The following is a 15,411-nucleotide window of genomic DNA, read 5'->3' on the forward strand; positions in this document are numbered from 1 at the left end:
ACGAGGCGGCCCCGACACGGGCGGACACGGGCACCGGCCGCATGGCGAACCCGGATCAAGGGACCTAATGTGCAGAAGAGCCCTTTCCCGGAACCTTCTGCCCGCCCTGCGGAGGACCGACAGCCCGTGAGCGCCCACGACGACGCGGAGAGCAACCCCGGGGCCCCCGTCGGCCCCGTACCCGACGGCGAGCCGAGGTCCCGGCCGTACCGCCATCCGGCCGCGGGCTGGGGCGCCGCGCGCAGCGTCGCCGAGGTGCTGCTGCGGCAGCACTCCGTGGTGGAGGGCGCGCGTGCCGTGAAGCGGATGAACCACGAGGACGGCGGCTTCGACTGCCCCGGGTGCGCCTGGCCGGACGACCTCAAGGGCCTGCACCTGGACATCTGCGAGAACGGGATCAAGCACGTCACGTGGGAGATGACCCCCAAGCGGGTGGGCCGGGAGTTCTTCTCCGCGCACTCGGTGACCGAGCTGTCCGAGTGGACCGACCACGCCCTGGAGGACCAGGGGCGGCTCACGGAACCGATGGCGTACGACCCGGACACCGACCACTACGTGCCGGTCGGCTGGAACGACGCGTTCGAGACGGTCGGCCGCGCCCTGCGGGAGCTGGACGACCCCGGCAGGGCCGCGTTCTACACCTCCGGCCGGCTCGGCAACGAGGCTTCGTTCCTCTACCAGCTCATGGCCAGGGAGCTGGGCACCAACAACCTGCCCGACTGCTCCAACATGTGCCACGAGGCGAGCGGCCGGGCGCTGACCGCGTCCCTGGGCACCGGCAAGGGGACCGTCGACCTCAAGGACTGGGAGGTCGCCGACGCGCTCTTCGTCCTCGGCGTCAACGCCGCCTCCAACGCGCCCCGGATGCTCACCCCGCTCGCCGCGGCGCACCGCCGCGGGGCGCGGATCGTGCACGTCAACCCGCTGGTCGAGGCCGCCGCCACGCGCACCATCGTGCCCCACGACTTCACCGACATGGCGCTGTTCAAGGCCACCCGCACCGGCGACCTGAACCTCCGGGTGCGCATCGGCGGCGACATGGCGCTGCTGCGCGGCATGGCCAAGGCGGTCCTGGAGCGCTCGGCGAACGATCCGCGGGCGCTGGACCGGGAGTTCGTCGACCGGCACACGGCGGGCTTCGCGGAGTACCGCGCGGTGTGCGAGGCCACGCCGTGGGCGGAGATCGAGCACCAGTCGGGCGTCGGCCGCGCGGACATCCGGCGGGCGGCGCGCATCTACGGCGAGGCGGACCGCAGCATCTTCTGCTGGTGCCTGGGCCTCACGCAGCACGAGCACGGCGTCGACACCGTACGCGAGATCGTCAACCTGCTGCTGCTCCGCGGCAACGTGGGCCGGGAGGGCGCGGGCCCGTCCCCGATCCGCGGCCACAGCAACGTCCAGGGCAACCGCACCTGCGGCATCGACCACCGCCCGGACGCCGGGTTCCTGGACCGGCTCGCCGGCGCCTGCGGCATCGACCCGCCCCGGGAGCCGGGCCTGGACACCGTCGCCACCGTCGAGGCGATGCACCGCGGCGACGTGCGGGTGTTCGTCGGCATGGGGGGCAACTTCGCCCGGGCGGCGCCGGACACCGCGTACACGTGCGAGGCGCTGCGCGCCTGCGAGCTGACCGTGCACGTCAGCACGAAGCTGAACCGCAGCCACCTGGTGCACGGCAGGCGGGCGCTGATCCTGCCGTGCCTCGGCCGCACCGAGCAGGACCGGCAGCGCGGCGGGCTCCAGTCCACGTCCGTCGAGGACTCCATGAGCATGGTCCACCTGTCGGTCGGCATGAAGCGCCCCGCGTCCCCGCACCTGCTCTCCGAGCCGGCGATCATCGCGGGCCTGGCCCGCGCCGCGCTGCCGGACAGCGAGACGCCGTGGGAGTGGTACGCGGAGGACTACGACCGCATCCGCGACACGATGGGCCGGGTCCTGACCGGCTTCGAGGACTTCAACCGGCGCGTGCGCCTGCCGCTCGGCTTCCGCATCAGGCAGCCCGCCCGCGAGCTGGTCTTCCTCACCCCGTCCGGCCGCGCGGAGTTCTCCGCCGCGCCGCTGCCGGACGTCGTGCCGGCGGCCGGGACGCTGGTGCTGGGCACGCTGCGCTCGCACGACCAGTGGAACACCACCGTCTACTCGGCCGACGACCGCTACCGCGGCATCGAGAACCTGCGCACGCTGGTCTTCATGAACCGCGCCGACATGCGCGAGCGAGGCATCGGCGACCTCGGCCCGGTCGACATCACCAGCACGGCCCGGGACGGCAGCACGCGGCAGTTGCGCGGCTACCTCGCCGTGCCGTACGACATCCCCCGCGGCTGCGCCGCCGGCTACATGCCGGAGATGAACGTGCTCTGCGCGATCGGCGACCAGAGCAGCCAGAGCAACCAGCCGATCATGAAGCACGTCCCCGTCACGATCGCCCCCTCGGCCGGCTAGCCGGCCCGCCGTCGTCCGGGCGGACGACGGCGCCCCGGCCGGGCGTCGAACTCCGGCCGGGGCGCCTGTCCGAGAGGGGTCCTGGGTCAGTCCTGGATGTCGATGGTGAAGGTGGAGGTGGTGTTCTTGATGTCCTGCGCGTTGTTCCTCATGGTCAGGTTGCGGAACGTGACCGAGCCGACCGCCGGGCCCTGGCCGGCCTCGGGCATCTCGTTCGCCCACAGGCCGAAGCCGGACTTGGCGTCGTAGGCGTCACCGCTCTTGCGGGCGCCGGTGATGGTGATGTCGGTGAGGATCGTGTCCTTGATCGGGAACTGCGGCTGGCCTCCTACGTAGTTGGTCTGGAACATGATCCCGGAGTACGTCGGGTCGATGATGTCGACGTTGTTGATGCGGATGCCCTGGAAGATCTTCGAGGCGGAGAAGAGCCAGATGCCCGGGAAGGTCTGCGCGCCCCAGAAGTGTCCGCCGCAGCGTTCGATGGTGATGTTCTCCAGGGTGGTGGGCTGGGTGCCGAAGCCGTTCATCGGGTAGCCGAAGTCCAGCGAGCTGACGGTGACTCCGGAGTAGACGAGGGTGTCGGCGATGCGGATGTTGCGGAAGGTGTTGTTGTAGCCGCCGTAGACGGCGATGCCCGCGGCCCGCCAGGTGAGCAGCGAGGTCAGGTTCTCGTAGACGTTGCTGTGCATGTCCGCGCCGCCCGCGTCGATCGCGGAGAAGAGCGCGAAGCTGTCGTCGCCGGTGGCGCGCGACTCGTTGTTGACCACGTGGGCGCCGGTGCTGCCGTTGGTCATGTTGATGGCGTCCGCGAAGGAGTTGCGGATGCGGGAGTTCTCGATGGTGATGTCGTCGGTGTTCGCGCCCCAGTAGAGGCACACCATGTGCTCGTTCCAGATGTCGTCGATCGTGATGTCTGCGACGTTCTGGAAGTCGAAGACCTTGCCGGGTCCGTCGATGCGGCTGGTGTAGTTGCCGAAGTAGGCGAAGCCGCGGAAGGTGGAGCCGGCGGCGGCCTGCTCGGCGCGGAAGCCGACGTCGGTGTTCTGCTGGCCCGAGGGCGCGTAGAAGCGGGTGTACCAGGGCCCGGCGCCGACGACCTGCACGGCCTTGCCGTACACCTGGAACTTGCTGGACGTCTGGTAGTTGCCGGGCGGCAGGTAGACGCCCTTGAGCTGGCCGGTGGTGTCCATCCGTACGCGGTCCAGGGCGTTCTGCACGTCCTGGTGGCCGACCCCGGCCGGCACGGTGTACGAGGCGGGGTCCGGGTTGGCCTTCGGTGCGACCTGCTCCAGGCTGACGAAGTCGATCGAGTAGCGGGAGGAGTTGGCCGCGTCCTTCTGGAGCCGGATCTTGCTGCCGGCGGGCACGGTCTTGTCCAGCATCAGGTTCGCTTCGTCGTAGATGTGCCGCGCCGGGCCCGAGCCGGGGTCGTTGCCGGGGCTGGCCTCGGCACCGTAGAGCCAGGCGTACTTGGAGGTGAGGCTGATGGCCTTGTGGAAGGTGCCGTCGACGTAGACGTTCAGGGTGGAGTCGATGCCGCCGCCGCCCGGTGCGTCGGGGATGGAGAACCGGGTGACCAGGGTGTTCGTGCTGGCCCTGGTGGTGAACTCGACGGACTCGCCGGTCTGGTCGAGGGTCACCGCGCGCCGGCCGGACGCCTCGCCCGCCACGTCGCCGATGGTGCGGTTCGGGCCGACGACCTGCGCGCCGGCGGAGACGGTGGCGTCCTCGGCCTCGTACATGTCGTACGGCATGTCCGCGCCGCGCCCGATGAACAGCGACTCGGTGCTGGTGTTGTTCTCGCGCTTGACCGGCACCTCGTTGGCGTCGGCGGCGATCTTCACCTCGACGGTGTACGAGCCGTTCGCGGCCGTCCACCTGCCCAGGTTGACGGGGGAGGTGGTGGCGCCGGCCGCGATGGCGCCGTTGTGCGCGCCGTTGAGCGTGGTGACCGTGCCGCCGGAGGAGTTGCGCAGCGTGAGCGTGATCGCGTGGCTGCCGCTCGCCGAAGCCTGGGTGCCCTGGTTCTTCAGCGCCACGGAGAAGTCGACGGGCTCCCCGCCGGTCGCGGAGCTGGGCGACCAGTTCACCGAGGCGGCGACGAGGTCGCTGCTCTGCACGGGCGAGACGACGAGCGGGTTGGGGGCGGTGTACTCGTTGTTGTCCTCGTCCTGCTCGACGACGTTGTCGTCGGGGTCGACGGTGGCGGAGATGTCGTACTCGCCGGCGTCGTGCGCGCCGGTGTTCGCGGTCACCGTCTGCGAGGCGCCCGCGGCCAGCGCGCCGACGTTGGCGCTGCCGGCCGGCTCGCCGCCGAGGCTGAGGTCGACGGAGGTGGCCGCCGCGGGCTGCTGCCCGGCGTTGTGCACGGTCGCCGAGAGCGTGACGGACTCGGTCTCGTCGGGGTCGGCCGGGCTGTGGGTGACGCCGGTGACCTCCAGGTCGGGGTTGGGCGCGGCGGTGCCGAGGACCTGGAGTTCGCCGACCTGGCCGGCCGGTGCGCCGGTGTTGCCGGTGAACGACAGCCGCACGTCGGCAACGCGTCCGCTCACCGGGACGGTGACGCTGTTGCCGGTGGCGGGGTTGAAGGAGTACTGGGCGCCGGCCTTCAGGGTGGTGAAGGAGGTGGTGTTCTGCTCCCGGCCGAGGACCGAGAAGGTCTGGGTGCGCGGGCCCCAGATGGGGTCGGGGTTGAGCTGGACGACGATGCCGCTGACGTCGGCGTTGGGGCCGAGCTGGACGGTCAGGGTGTTGGGGTAGCTGCCCCCGGCGCCTTCCCAGTAGGTGCCGCGGTTGCCGTCGTTGGCGTTGGCGGCCACGAAGTTGTGCACGGTGGAGGAGGCGGTGATCGGCTTGCCCGCGGCCAGGTTGGGGTCGGCTGCGGCGGCCTTCGCGGCGGCGGCGCCGGGGCCGGGCGCGGCGGGCTGGGCGGCGGTGGTCGCGGCCGGGCGGGCCTTGGCGGTCACCCTGTTGCTGTCGGGCGACTGGTTGTCGGCGCCGTCCCGGGCACGTACGTGGTACGTGACGGACTCGCCGGGCGTCGGGGTGTCGACGTACGACGTCGCGTCGGCGGCGACGCCGGTGCGCAGCCGGCCGTCGGCGTAGACGTCGTAGCCGGCGATGTCGCCGGAGCCGTCGGCCGGGGGCCTCCAGTCGAGTTGGACGCGGCCGTCGGGCAGCGCGCTGCGGGTCAGGTCGCGGGGGGTGCCGGGCGGCCGGGTGTCGCCCTCGGCCGGGCCGTAGACCTCCAGCTCCCCCAGCCGGGCGCTGCCGCTGCCGCCGGTGAAGAGGACGCGTACGTGGCGGGTGACCGCGGTGTCGAACGACAGGGTCGCGCTGTGGCCGCCGGAGGCGCCGAAGGCGACGTCGCGGGCGGCGGTCAGGTCGGTGAACTCCCGGCCGTCGGTGCTGCCCTGGAGCTTGAGGTTCTGCACGCGTGCGTCGCCGCCCTCGGGCAGCTCAAGCACCACGCGGTCGATGCCGACGGAGGCGCCGAGGTCGGTGCGCAGCCACTGGTCGCGCTTGCTCTTCCTGCTCTGCCAGAAGCTGTCGCGGTCGCCGTCGCCGGCCTCTCCCGCGCTCTGCTCGCCGATGTGGCTGCTGGCCTTGAGCGGGCGGCCCTCGGCGAGGTTGCGGTCGGAGTCCTTGGCGCTGTGCACGACGAGTTCGGCGAGCCGGGCCGGGCTCTGTGCGGTGGTGCCGGCGAACTGCACGCGCACGTAGCGGGTCAGGGAGGAGGGGAAGCCGACGGTGACGGTGTTGTCCGCGGCGGGGCGGAAGGCGCGGGTGTGCTCGGCGGACAGCGTGTGGAAGGTGGTGCCGTCGGCGCTGCCCTGCACGGCGAGGGTCTGCTTGCGCGCCGCGGCGTCCGCGGGCAGCTTGAGCACGACCTCGTCGACGCGCGCCTGCCGGCCGAGGTCGGTCTGCACCCACTGGGTGCCCTTGCCCCGGCTCTGCCAGTACGTGTCCTGGTCGCCGTCCGTGACCTGCCCCGGGGCATGCCGCGGTGCGGCGCTGCTCGCCGCGGCGGGCCGGCCGGCGGCTGCGTCGGAGCCGGCTGCCGCGACCGCGGGCAGCGCGGGCAGGCCGAACAGCAGCAGTCCGGTGGCGACGGCGGCGATGGTGGGCCGATGTCTCGAGCGGTGCTTTCTCATGCGGTCGTCCAACCTGTGAGTTAGCTAATTGCGCTGAGATATCGAAGAATTGCAGAACGATCATGGTAAGTCCACGGCCAAGACACCGACTCTTCTTCCGCGTTATCGGAGGTCCAGCCGACTTGCGTGCCCATGACAGAACACGGCAGAGCCCTGAGCTTGCGCAACTTGGCAGCTTACGGACCCGCGGCGCACCTGCACTCCACCGGAGGGCGGGGGCGACTCCGCCCTGACCGACGCAAGCAACTTACATTTCTGGATGACTTTTTGCGTAAACCAAGCGGTGCCCCCGCCGGGCAACTCCCGGCGGGGGCACCGCGGTCCCCGGCTGTACGCCCGCGGTCAGGGCTGCACGCGCGCGGTCGCGGTGGGCAGCACGACCTGGCCGGTGACGAACTCGCTCCACAGGCCGAACCGCAGCTCGTCGCCGGTCCGGGCGGTGGTCTCGACGAAGCCGACGGTACGGCCGCGGTCTTCGCGGGTCGCGCCGAACGACAACTGGAAGCGCGTGGTGCCCGCCCGCTGTCCCGGCGGCACCGCGCCGGGCGGCACGATCTCGTCGGCCGCCCACCGGAACTCGCCGCGGTACGGGGCCCGTACGCGCTCGAAGGTCTGCTCCAGGATCGTGTCGAGGCCGGGAATGACCACCAGCACCCCGGGGCCGCCGGCGACGCGCGAGTTGACGACGGCCACCTCGTGCTCCGAGCCGTCCGGCCAGTTGCCGAGCCCCTCGCCGACCAGGGAGCCGGGCGGGCAGGCGGCCACGCCGTCCGCCTCCACGACGGCGCGGGCGCAGGTCGGGAAGGACTCCGGGCGGAAGCTGACGGAGCGGTCGAAGAGGAAGACGAAGCGGCGGGCGCCCGCGGGCACCGCCCCCTCGGCGGCGCGGCTGCGCCGGTCGAAGGCGACGGTCACGCTCCGCCCCGGCCCGCGGGTCGCGGTGACGTCCAGGGTGTCGACGTTGGCGGTGCCCTCCACATCGGGTTCGTACGGGCGCTGCGGCCCGCCGGGCGCGGGGTCGGGCGGGGCCGCGGACGGGGTGGCCTGGGCAAGCGGGGTCAGCGCCGCGGCGGCGGCGAGGACGGCGGCCAGGGCCGTGGCGATACGTCTCAAGGGGTCCCCCTCAGGGATCTCGGTGGGTCGTTCGCGGCCTGCATCGAAGCACCGGGCCCCGAAAGCCGGCATAAACGCGCCGCTCGCCGCGGCCCGGGCACCGCCCGGGCCGCGACCGCCCGCGCCGGGGCGCCGCCGCCGGTCCGCTGTCGGTGGCCCGTGCCAGACTGCACGCCGTAGGCGACGCCCGTGCGGGGCGTCCGGTGTCGCGAGGGGGCGCGATGGGTCTGGAGATCGAGGGGCGGGCGTCGGACTCGCCGTACGTGTCGTACGTCTGGCGCAGCCGCAGCGAGGGCGTCGACCTCATGACGGCGGTCGCGACGACCGGCTGGGACCTGGTCTTCTGGGAGTCGCCCGACGGGTTCCACGCCGCGATCGCGGGACCGGAGTCGAAGGTGAGCACGGCGCCGGTGCCCGAGGACTCCGCGTTCTTCGGCATCACCTTCGCGCTGGGCACCACGATGACGCATCTGCCGTCGGCCCGGCTGGTCGACAGCGGGGTGGACATACCCGACGCGACGCGCAGGTCGTTCTGGCTGAAGGGCTCCCACTGGCCGGTGCCGGGGCCCGACGACGCCGAGGAGTTCGCGGACCGGCTGGTGCGCGCCGGGGTGCTCGTGCGCGACCCGCTCGTCTCCGAGGTGATGCGCGGCGGCACGCCGGACGTCTCCCCGCGCACCGCGCAGCGGCGCTTCCAGGCCGCGACCGGGTTCACCCACGGCGCGGCCCGGCAGATCGAACGGGCCCGGCGCGCCGCCGTGCTGCTCTGCGAGGGCGCCGCCGCCGACGACGTCGTCCACCGCCTGGGCTACTACGACGAGCCGCATCTGGCCCGCGCCCTCGCCCGCTTCGTCGGCCGGACCGCCGGGCAGTTGCGGGACGACCCGCGGCCCGCCCGGCCGCTGTCGCTTCTGTACAAGACCTGACGTCCGGCGGCGGCTAACGTCTCGACGGAGTGCACGTCCGACCGACTCCCGCCTCCTGGAGCACACCGTGAGAAAGATCGTCGCCAGCCTGTTCATCTCCCTCGACGGCGTCGTCGAAGCGCCCGACCAGTGGCACATGTCCTACTTCGACGACGAGATGGGCGAGGCGGTCGGCGGCCTGATGTCCGACACCATGCTCTACGGCCGCAAGACCTACGAGGGCTTCGCCGAGGCATGGCCGCAGCGGGAGGGCACCGACGACGAGGACGCCGGGTTCGCCAAGATCCTCGGTGACGCCCGCAAGATCGTCGTCTCCCGTGGCGAGGTCGACCTGTCCTGGCGCAACTCCGAGAAGCTGGCGGGCGACCTGGTCGCCGGCGTGACCGCGCTGAAGGCGGAGTCCGGGGGCGACGTGTCCATCGGCGGCTCGATCTCCGTGATCCGCCAGTTGCTCCAGCACGGCGTGCTGGACGAGCTGCACCTGCTGGTCCACCCGATCGCGGTGCGCAAGGGCGAGCGGCTCTTCGACGAGGGCGACTCCAGGATCCCGCTGAAGCTGCTGTCCTCGAACGCCTTCGCCTCCGGCGTGCTGCACCTGGTCTACGGGCCCGCCGACTGAGGCCGTTGCGGCTCCCCGGGGCCGTCGGCGGCCGGTTCCTCGACCAGCGCCTGGAGCGGCGGGCCCGCCACCGCGCAGTGCACCTGGCACGGCGGCCCGGGCGGCGGCCCCGCCGCGGGCTCGACGGCCGAGCGGATCGTCAGCCAGGACAGCACGGCGCCGCCGGCCAGCAGCCCGGCGCAGACGAGCAGCGCGACGCGGAAGCCGTCGCCGAACGCGCCGGGGTCGCGGTAGTCGTCGCCGGAGAGCCCCGCGGCCAGCGGCAGCGCCGCGACGGCGAGCAGGCCCGCGGCGCGGGCCACCGCGTTGTTGACGCCGGAGGCGATGCCGGAGTGCCGGTCCTCGACCGCGCCGAGGACGGTGGCGGTGAGCGGGGCGACCGTCGTCGCCAGGCCGAGCCCGAAGAGCACGACGCCGGGCAGCACGTCCCGTACGTACGACACGTCGTCACCCGGGCCGCCGATGCGCAGCATCAGCAGCAGCCCGGCGGCGCAGACCGCCGGGCCGACGGTCATGGGGATCCGCGGCCCGATGCGCTCGGACAGCTTCCCCGACCGCTCGGAGAGCGCCAGCATGACGAGCGTGACCGGCAGCAGCGCGGAGCCCGCGGCCAGCGGCGAGTAGCCGGCGGCGATCTGGAGGTCCAGCACGAGGAAGAAGGTCACCCCGCCGAGGGCGGCGTAGACGACGAAGGTCACCAGGTTCGCGGCGGTGAACTGGCGGGAGCCGAAGATCCTGGTGGGCAGCATCGGGTGGCGGCTGCGCCGCTGGACGACCACGAACGCCGTCAGCGCCGCCACGCCGGCCGCGCTGCTCGCGGCCAGCAGCGCCGCGGACACGCCCTTCTCCGGCGCGGCGATCAGCGCGTACGTCACGCCCGCCAGGCCCAGCGCGCCGAGTGCGGCGCCGGTCCAGTCGAAGCGGCCGGCGGCCGACTCGTCGCGGCTCTCGGGCACGTGCCGGGCGGCGACGGCCACGACGACGGCGGCCAGCGGCACGTTGATGGCGAACACCCACCGCCAGCTCGCCACCTCCACCAGCCAGCCGCCGAGCAGCGGGCCGAGGGCGCCGGCGATGCCCGCCAGGCCCGACCAGACGCCGATCGCGCGGGCCCGGTCCGCGGGGGCGAAGGAGGACTGGATGAGGGCGAGCGAGCCGGGGGTCAGCAGCGCGCCGCCGATGCCCTGGAGGGCGCGGGCGGCGATCAGGATGCCGACGTTCGGCGCCAGCGCGCACAGCAGGGACGCCACCGCGAACCACACGGTGCCGACGACGAACAGCCGGCGGCGGCCGTAGCGGTCGCCGAGGGCGCCGCCGAGGAGGATCAGCGCGGCGAGGGTGAGGGTGTAGCCGTTGACGGTCCACTGGAGGCCGCCGAGGGAGGCGTCGAGGTCGTCGCCGATGGCGGGCAGCGCCACGTTGACGACGGTGGCGTCCAGGAAGGTGATGCCGGAGCCGATGACCACCGCGGTCAGCAGCCAGCGTCCGGCCGGCTCCGCGAGCCGCAGGCCCGCGGGTGTGCCGGCGGGCGGGTCGGATTCCGTCATGCACGCAGTCAAGCGCACGGCCCGGCCGCGCGCACCGTACCGGGCGGTGACCGCCGCGCGGCGCGTCGGGTAGCGTCCCGGATGTGAGCGAAGGCAGCGCCGGGGGCAACCTCGAAGACAGCCCGGAAGACCGGACCGGGGACCGCCCGGGCGAACAGCCCGGAGGCGGCTCGTCCGGTTTCGAGCGCGGCACGGACGGCCCCAAGGTGATCCTCGCGGGCGTGGACGGCTCCGACACCTCCTGGCGGGCCGCCGCCTACGCCGCCGGGCTGGCCCGGCGGCAGGGCTCGCTGCTCGCGCTGGTGTACGTGCAGCCGACGCTGGGCGCCGCGGCGGCCCTCGGCGCACCGGTGGCGGACACCACGGCGGACGTGGCGGCGGAGCTGGTGGCGGAGATCCGGCAGGCCGCGGAGCAGTTGCGCGGGATGTTCGACGTCCGCTGGGAGTTCCACACCCTGCACGGCGACGCGTTCGCCGGGCTGGTGCAGGCGGCGCAGGACCTGAAGGCGGACGCGGTGATCGTCGGCGCGTCGGAGCAGGCGGGCCACCGGTTCGTCGGCTCGGTGGCCGTACGGCTGGTCAAGGCGGGCCGCTGGCCGGTGACGGTGGTGCCGTAGCCCGGCGCGCGGCGGCGGGGCGGGCGCAGGGGCCGTCCGTGTAGCGCACCCGGCGGGACTGCGGCACGGTGGGTTCATGAGCGAACACACGTACCGCATCACCGAGATCGTCGGCTCCTCCCCCGACGGCGTCGACGCCGCCGTCCGCAACGGCGTCGCCCGCGCCGCGCAGACGCTGCGCAACCTGGACTGGTTCGAGGTCACGCAGGTGCGCGGGCAACTGGAGGACGGCGTCGTCGCGCACTGGCAGGTGGGCCTGAAGCTGGGATTCCGGCTGGAGGAGCCGGACGGCTCCTGAAGCCCGCCGGGGCCGCGGTCACTTCAGCAGCCGGGACATCCTCCGGTCGGCCAGCGGCTTGCCGCCGGTCTGGCACGTGGGGCAGTACTGGAGCGCCGAGTCGCGGTACGAGACCTCGCGGATCGTGTCGCCGCAGACCGGGCACTTCTCCCCCGCCCGCCCGTGCACCCGCAGCCCGCTCTTCTTCTCCGCCTTCAGCCGCCCCGCGGCCACCCCGCGGGAGCGCTCGACGGCCCCGCGCAGCGTGTCGCCGATCGCCGCGTAGAGCACGGCGGTCTCCTCGTCGGTGAGGTTCGCGGCGAGCTTGTACGGGGAGAGCCTCGCGACGTGCAGGATCTCGTCCGAGTACGCGTTGCCGATGCCCGCGATGGTCGACTGGTCGCGCAGCATGCCCTTGATCTGCCGCCGCTCCTCGGCCAGCAGCGCGGCGAAGACCTCCGCCGTGAACGCCTCGTCCAGCGGGTCGGGCCCCAGCCGGGCGACGCCGGGCACGTCCCGCGGATCCCGTACGCAGTACACCGCGAGGCGCTTCTGCGTGCCCGCCTCGGTGAGGTCGAAGCCCGCGCCCTCCGGCTCGGCCAGCCGCACCCGCAGCGCCAGCGGCCCCTTGCCCGGCCGCGGCGGCGCGGCCGGCAGCCTGTCCTTCCACTGGAGCCAGCCGGCCCGCGCCAGGTGGATCACCAGGTGCAGCTCGTCGGCGACCGTGAGGTCCAGGAACTTGCCGTGCCGCCCGACCGCGGTGACCTCGGCGCCCTCCAGCGCGGTGAGCGGCGGGTCGTACGTCTTGAGCACGCTGATCGCGACCGGCTGCACACGCGCGACGTACCGCCCCACCAGGTGCTCGGTCAGGAATCCGCTGAGCGCTTCGACTTCGGGAAGCTCGGGCATGCCATCCAGTCTGCGGCATCCTGGAGCGATGTACGAGGAGAGGCCCGCGCTGCTCGGCGGGGCGGTCGTCTGGCGCCGCCGGGACGTCCGGCCGGGGCCGTACCGGGTGCTGCCGGACGGCGGCACCGACCTGATCCTCGGGCCCGGCGGGCTGCTCGTCGCGGGCCCCGACACCCGGGCGCACGTCGGCACCGGCGTCGCCGGCGACACGTACACCGGCCTGCGCTTCGCCCCCGGGCAGGGCCCGGCGGTGCTGGGCGCGCCCGCGCACGAGCTGCGCAACCTGCGGGTGCCGCTGGCCGACCTGTGGGGCGAGCGGCGGGCCCGGCTGGCGGCCGAGCAGGTCGCGGGGGCGGCGGACCCGGGCGCGGCGCTGGAGGCGCTGGCGCGGACGCGCCTGGCGGACGCCGGGCCGCCGGAGCCGTACGTGCCGGCGGTCGTCGCGGCGCTGGCCGCGGGCCGGCCGGTGGCCGCGGTCGCGGGGGCGCTGGGGCTCGGCGAGCGGCAGTTGCACCGGCGCAGCCTGGCGGTGTTCGGTTACGGGCCGAAGACGCTGGGCCGGGTGCTGCGGATGAACCGCGCGCTGGCGCTGGCCCGGGCGGGCACGCCGCCGGCCGCGGCGGCGGCGCTGGCGGGGTACGCGGACCAGGCGCACCTGGCGCGCGAGATGCGGGCCCTGACCGGGGTGCCGCTGTCGGCGCTGCTGTGAGCGGCACCCCGGCCGCGGCGTCCGGCGCGCCGTTCCGGGTCCGTTTCCGGCGCGCGGCCGTCAGCCGAGCGGGGCGAAGAGGTCCACGCCGTTGCCGTCCGGATCGTGCACCTGGGCGTAGCGCTGGCCCCACGCCGCGTCCCAGGGCGCCATGGCGCCCTTGTACCCCGCCTCGGTGAGCATCGCGTACGTCGCGTCCACGTCGGCCGGCCCGTCGCAGCGGAAGGCGAGCCCGATCCGCCCCTCCCCGGTCGGCGGTTCGAAGTCGGGCGCGAAGGACCTGATCGCCTCCTCCGCGTCCCACATCAGCCGCAGCCCGCCGGGCAGGGCCGCCTCGACGTGCGGCTGCCCGTCGGCGTCGGCGGGGATGTCCAGGCCGAGCAGGCGGTAGAAGGCGAGGGTGGCGGCCATGTCGGCGGTCACCATTCCGATGGCGTCGAATCGTGCGGTCATGCCCCCGACCCTAGGAAGCGGCGCGCGCCGCGTCTTGAAGGAATCGGACGTCCTCACCCGGCCGGCGCAGGTGCGGCGGCCTTCGGGAACGGGTTCGGCAGCCCGTAGTCCTCGCTCAGCAGGTCCTGGTCGAGGGCGGCGCCCGCGACCGTTCCCGCGGCGGCCGCGGCGACGACGGCGGCCACCGGCACCGGGACGGTCGCGCGGTGCGCCATGTCCCCGGCCGCGTACACGCCGGCCTCGCTGGTACGCCCGAACTCGTCGACCTCCACGAGCCGGTCCGGCAGCAGCGCGCAGCCCAGCTTCGCCGGCAGCCCGGAGCGCTCGCGCAGCGGGCCGCCGGCGAACACCGCGTCCCGCTCCAGCGGCTCGCCCGTCTCGAAGCAGATCCGCTCCAGCCGCGCCCCGGTGCCCTCCAGCCGGGCGACGGGCTCGCAGCGCACCGCGACGCCGTGCGCGCCGAGCAGGTCGCGCTGCTCGGCGGGCAGCGGGGCGGCGCCGGTGGCCAGGGCCACGTCGTCGGTGAAGTGCAGCAGGTGCAGCGCGAGGCGTACGTGCCCGGGGCCCGCGCCGAGGACCGCGACGCGGCGGCCGGAGACCTCGAAGCCGTGGCAGTACGGGCAGTGCAGCGCGGACCTGCCCCACAGCGGGGCGAGCCCGGGGACGTCGGGCAGTTCGTCGACCACCCCGGTGGCCAGCAGCAGCCGGCGCCCGTCGACGGCCCCGCCGTCGGCCCGCGCCACCCGGAACGCCCCGTCGGCCGTACGCGCCGCGTCCGCCACGGCGGCCTGCCGCACCTCCACCTCCGGGTACGCGGCGAGCTGCGCGCGGGCGACGCGGCGCAGCTCGGCGGGCGGCGTGCCGTCCCGGGTGAGGAAGTTGTGCACGGCGGCGGCGGGCGCGTTGCGGCCCTCGCCGGCGTCGAGCACGAGGGTGCGGCGGCGCGAGCGGCCCAGGGTGAGGGCGGCGGCCAGCCCGGCGGGCCCGCCACCGACGATGATCACGTCGTACATGGATGTCCTCCCTTGACTCCGGACCCCACTCTGCAAGTTAATGTCAACATGAAGTCAAGCGCATCGATGACGATCGGCGAGCTGGCCGGACGCTTCGGACTCGCCGCCCACGTACTGCGCCACTGGGAGGCCATGGGCCTGCTCACCCCGGCCGAGCGGGTGAACGGCCGCCGGCGCTACACCGCGGACCACGTCTCCCGGGTCGCCATGATCGTCGGCGGCAAGCGCGGCGGGCTCAGCCTGGAGCAACTGCGCGAGCTGTTCGCCGCGCGGGGCCCCGGCGACCGGCACACGCTGCTGGAGCGGCACCGGGAGCAGCTCCAGGAACGGATCCGGGAGATCGAACGGTCACGGGCGATGATCGACCACGCGCTGGAGTGCGAGGCGCACGACTTCACCCGCTGTCCCAACTTCCAGACCCTCGTGCGCCGGCTCGCGGATGGGGAGAGCCTGGAGCATCTTCCTGTCAGCCCCGGCTCGTCCCCCGATCCAGCCCCGCAGGACCCGCACGTCGGAGGCGGTCCGCACGGGACGGTTATCCGATAGCGTTCCCGTCCCGGCACCACTCCGCACCGCACCGCCCGCTGCCCGAGGTGTCCCCACCACACACCGCGGGCAGCACCCTGAGGTCG

General features: G+C 73.8%; 13 protein-coding genes. 7 read left to right on the forward strand and 6 right to left on the reverse strand.

Annotation, left to right across the window (positions count from 1 at the left end; genetic code table 11):
- The first annotated feature begins 126 nt into the window (after nucleotides 1-126).
- Nucleotides 127-2,442: an FdhF/YdeP family oxidoreductase gene (locus tag QBL21_RS20215; RefSeq protein ID WP_407563634.1), complete on the forward strand. Its 2,316-nt coding sequence runs from the start codon at nucleotides 127-129 to the stop codon at nucleotides 2,440-2,442.
- Between the two features lie 86 nt (nucleotides 2,443-2,528).
- Here QBL21_RS20215 and QBL21_RS20220 read toward each other — a convergent pair whose 3' ends face one another.
- Together QBL21_RS20220 and QBL21_RS20225 are read right to left on the reverse strand one after the other, a co-directional pair.
- Entirely contained in the window at nucleotides 2,529-6,596 is a 4,068-nt protein-coding gene (locus QBL21_RS20220) for a discoidin domain-containing protein (RefSeq protein WP_407563635.1), read from the reverse strand.
- Between the two features lie 342 nt (nucleotides 6,597-6,938).
- The gene (locus QBL21_RS20225) at nucleotides 6,939-7,709 is read right to left on the reverse strand and encodes a hypothetical protein (protein WP_407563636.1); all 771 of its coding nucleotides are present in this window, start codon (nucleotides 7,707-7,709) and stop codon (nucleotides 6,939-6,941) included.
- 221 nt (nucleotides 7,710-7,930) lie between these two features.
- On the opposite strand from QBL21_RS20225, the gene QBL21_RS20230 reads away from it, so the two are divergent.
- Together QBL21_RS20230 and QBL21_RS20235 are read left to right on the forward strand one after the other, a co-directional pair.
- Nucleotides 7,931-8,635, forward strand: a complete 705-nt coding sequence (locus QBL21_RS20230) for a helix-turn-helix domain-containing protein (RefSeq protein ID WP_407563637.1) — start codon at nucleotides 7,931-7,933, stop codon at nucleotides 8,633-8,635.
- A 67-nt stretch (nucleotides 8,636-8,702) separates the two neighbouring features.
- Nucleotides 8,703-9,254: a dihydrofolate reductase family protein gene (locus tag QBL21_RS20235; protein WP_407563638.1), complete on the forward strand. Its 552-nt coding sequence runs from the start codon at nucleotides 8,703-8,705 to the stop codon at nucleotides 9,252-9,254.
- Here the strand turns inward: QBL21_RS20235 and QBL21_RS20240 are convergent.
- Nucleotides 9,236-10,801, reverse strand: coding sequence for an MFS transporter (locus QBL21_RS20240; protein ID WP_407563639.1), 1,566 nt, complete (start codon nucleotides 10,799-10,801; stop codon nucleotides 9,236-9,238). The genes QBL21_RS20235 and QBL21_RS20240 overlap by 19 nt on opposite strands.
- Nucleotides 10,802-11,007: 206 nt before the next feature.
- Here QBL21_RS20240 and QBL21_RS20245 point away from each other — a divergent pair, with 206 nt between their 5' ends.
- Nucleotides 11,008-11,418, forward strand: a complete 411-nt coding sequence (locus tag QBL21_RS20245) for a universal stress protein (protein WP_407566487.1) — start codon at nucleotides 11,008-11,010, stop codon at nucleotides 11,416-11,418.
- A 76-nt stretch (nucleotides 11,419-11,494) separates the two neighbouring features.
- The gene (locus QBL21_RS20250; protein WP_407563640.1) at nucleotides 11,495-11,716 is read left to right on the forward strand and encodes a dodecin; all 222 of its coding nucleotides are present in this window, start codon (nucleotides 11,495-11,497) and stop codon (nucleotides 11,714-11,716) included.
- Between the two features lie 18 nt (nucleotides 11,717-11,734).
- Here QBL21_RS20250 and QBL21_RS20255 read toward each other — a convergent pair whose 3' ends face one another.
- Nucleotides 11,735-12,604 carry an Fpg/Nei family DNA glycosylase gene (locus tag QBL21_RS20255; RefSeq protein WP_407563641.1) on the reverse strand — a complete coding sequence of 290 codons (870 nt, stop codon included), beginning with the start codon at nucleotides 12,602-12,604 and terminating at the stop codon, nucleotides 11,735-11,737.
- A 28-nt stretch (nucleotides 12,605-12,632) separates the two neighbouring features.
- Between QBL21_RS20255 and QBL21_RS20260 the strand changes: the two genes are divergently transcribed.
- Nucleotides 12,633-13,313, forward strand: a complete 681-nt coding sequence (locus tag QBL21_RS20260; protein ID WP_407563642.1) for a helix-turn-helix domain-containing protein — start codon at nucleotides 12,633-12,635, stop codon at nucleotides 13,311-13,313.
- 60 nt (nucleotides 13,314-13,373) lie between these two features.
- On the opposite strand, the gene QBL21_RS20265 is transcribed toward QBL21_RS20260, so the two are convergent.
- Together QBL21_RS20265 and QBL21_RS20270 are read right to left on the reverse strand one after the other, a co-directional pair.
- The gene (locus tag QBL21_RS20265) at nucleotides 13,374-13,766 is read right to left on the reverse strand and encodes a VOC family protein (protein WP_407563643.1); all 393 of its coding nucleotides are present in this window, start codon (nucleotides 13,764-13,766) and stop codon (nucleotides 13,374-13,376) included.
- A gap of 53 nt (nucleotides 13,767-13,819) precedes the next feature.
- Nucleotides 13,820-14,779, reverse strand: coding sequence for an NAD(P)/FAD-dependent oxidoreductase (locus QBL21_RS20270; RefSeq protein WP_407563644.1), 960 nt, complete (start codon nucleotides 14,777-14,779; stop codon nucleotides 13,820-13,822).
- A gap of 48 nt (nucleotides 14,780-14,827) precedes the next feature.
- Here QBL21_RS20270 and QBL21_RS20275 point away from each other — a divergent pair, with 48 nt between their 5' ends.
- Nucleotides 14,828-15,325: a MerR family transcriptional regulator gene (locus QBL21_RS20275; protein ID WP_407563645.1), complete on the forward strand. Its 498-nt coding sequence runs from the start codon at nucleotides 14,828-14,830 to the stop codon at nucleotides 15,323-15,325.
- Nucleotides 15,326-15,411 lie beyond the last annotated feature (86 nt).

Origin of the sequence: Streptomyces sp. 184 (assembly GCF_045781775.1) — a bacterium.
Lineage (GTDB): Bacteria > Actinomycetota > Actinomycetes > Streptomycetales > Streptomycetaceae > Streptomyces.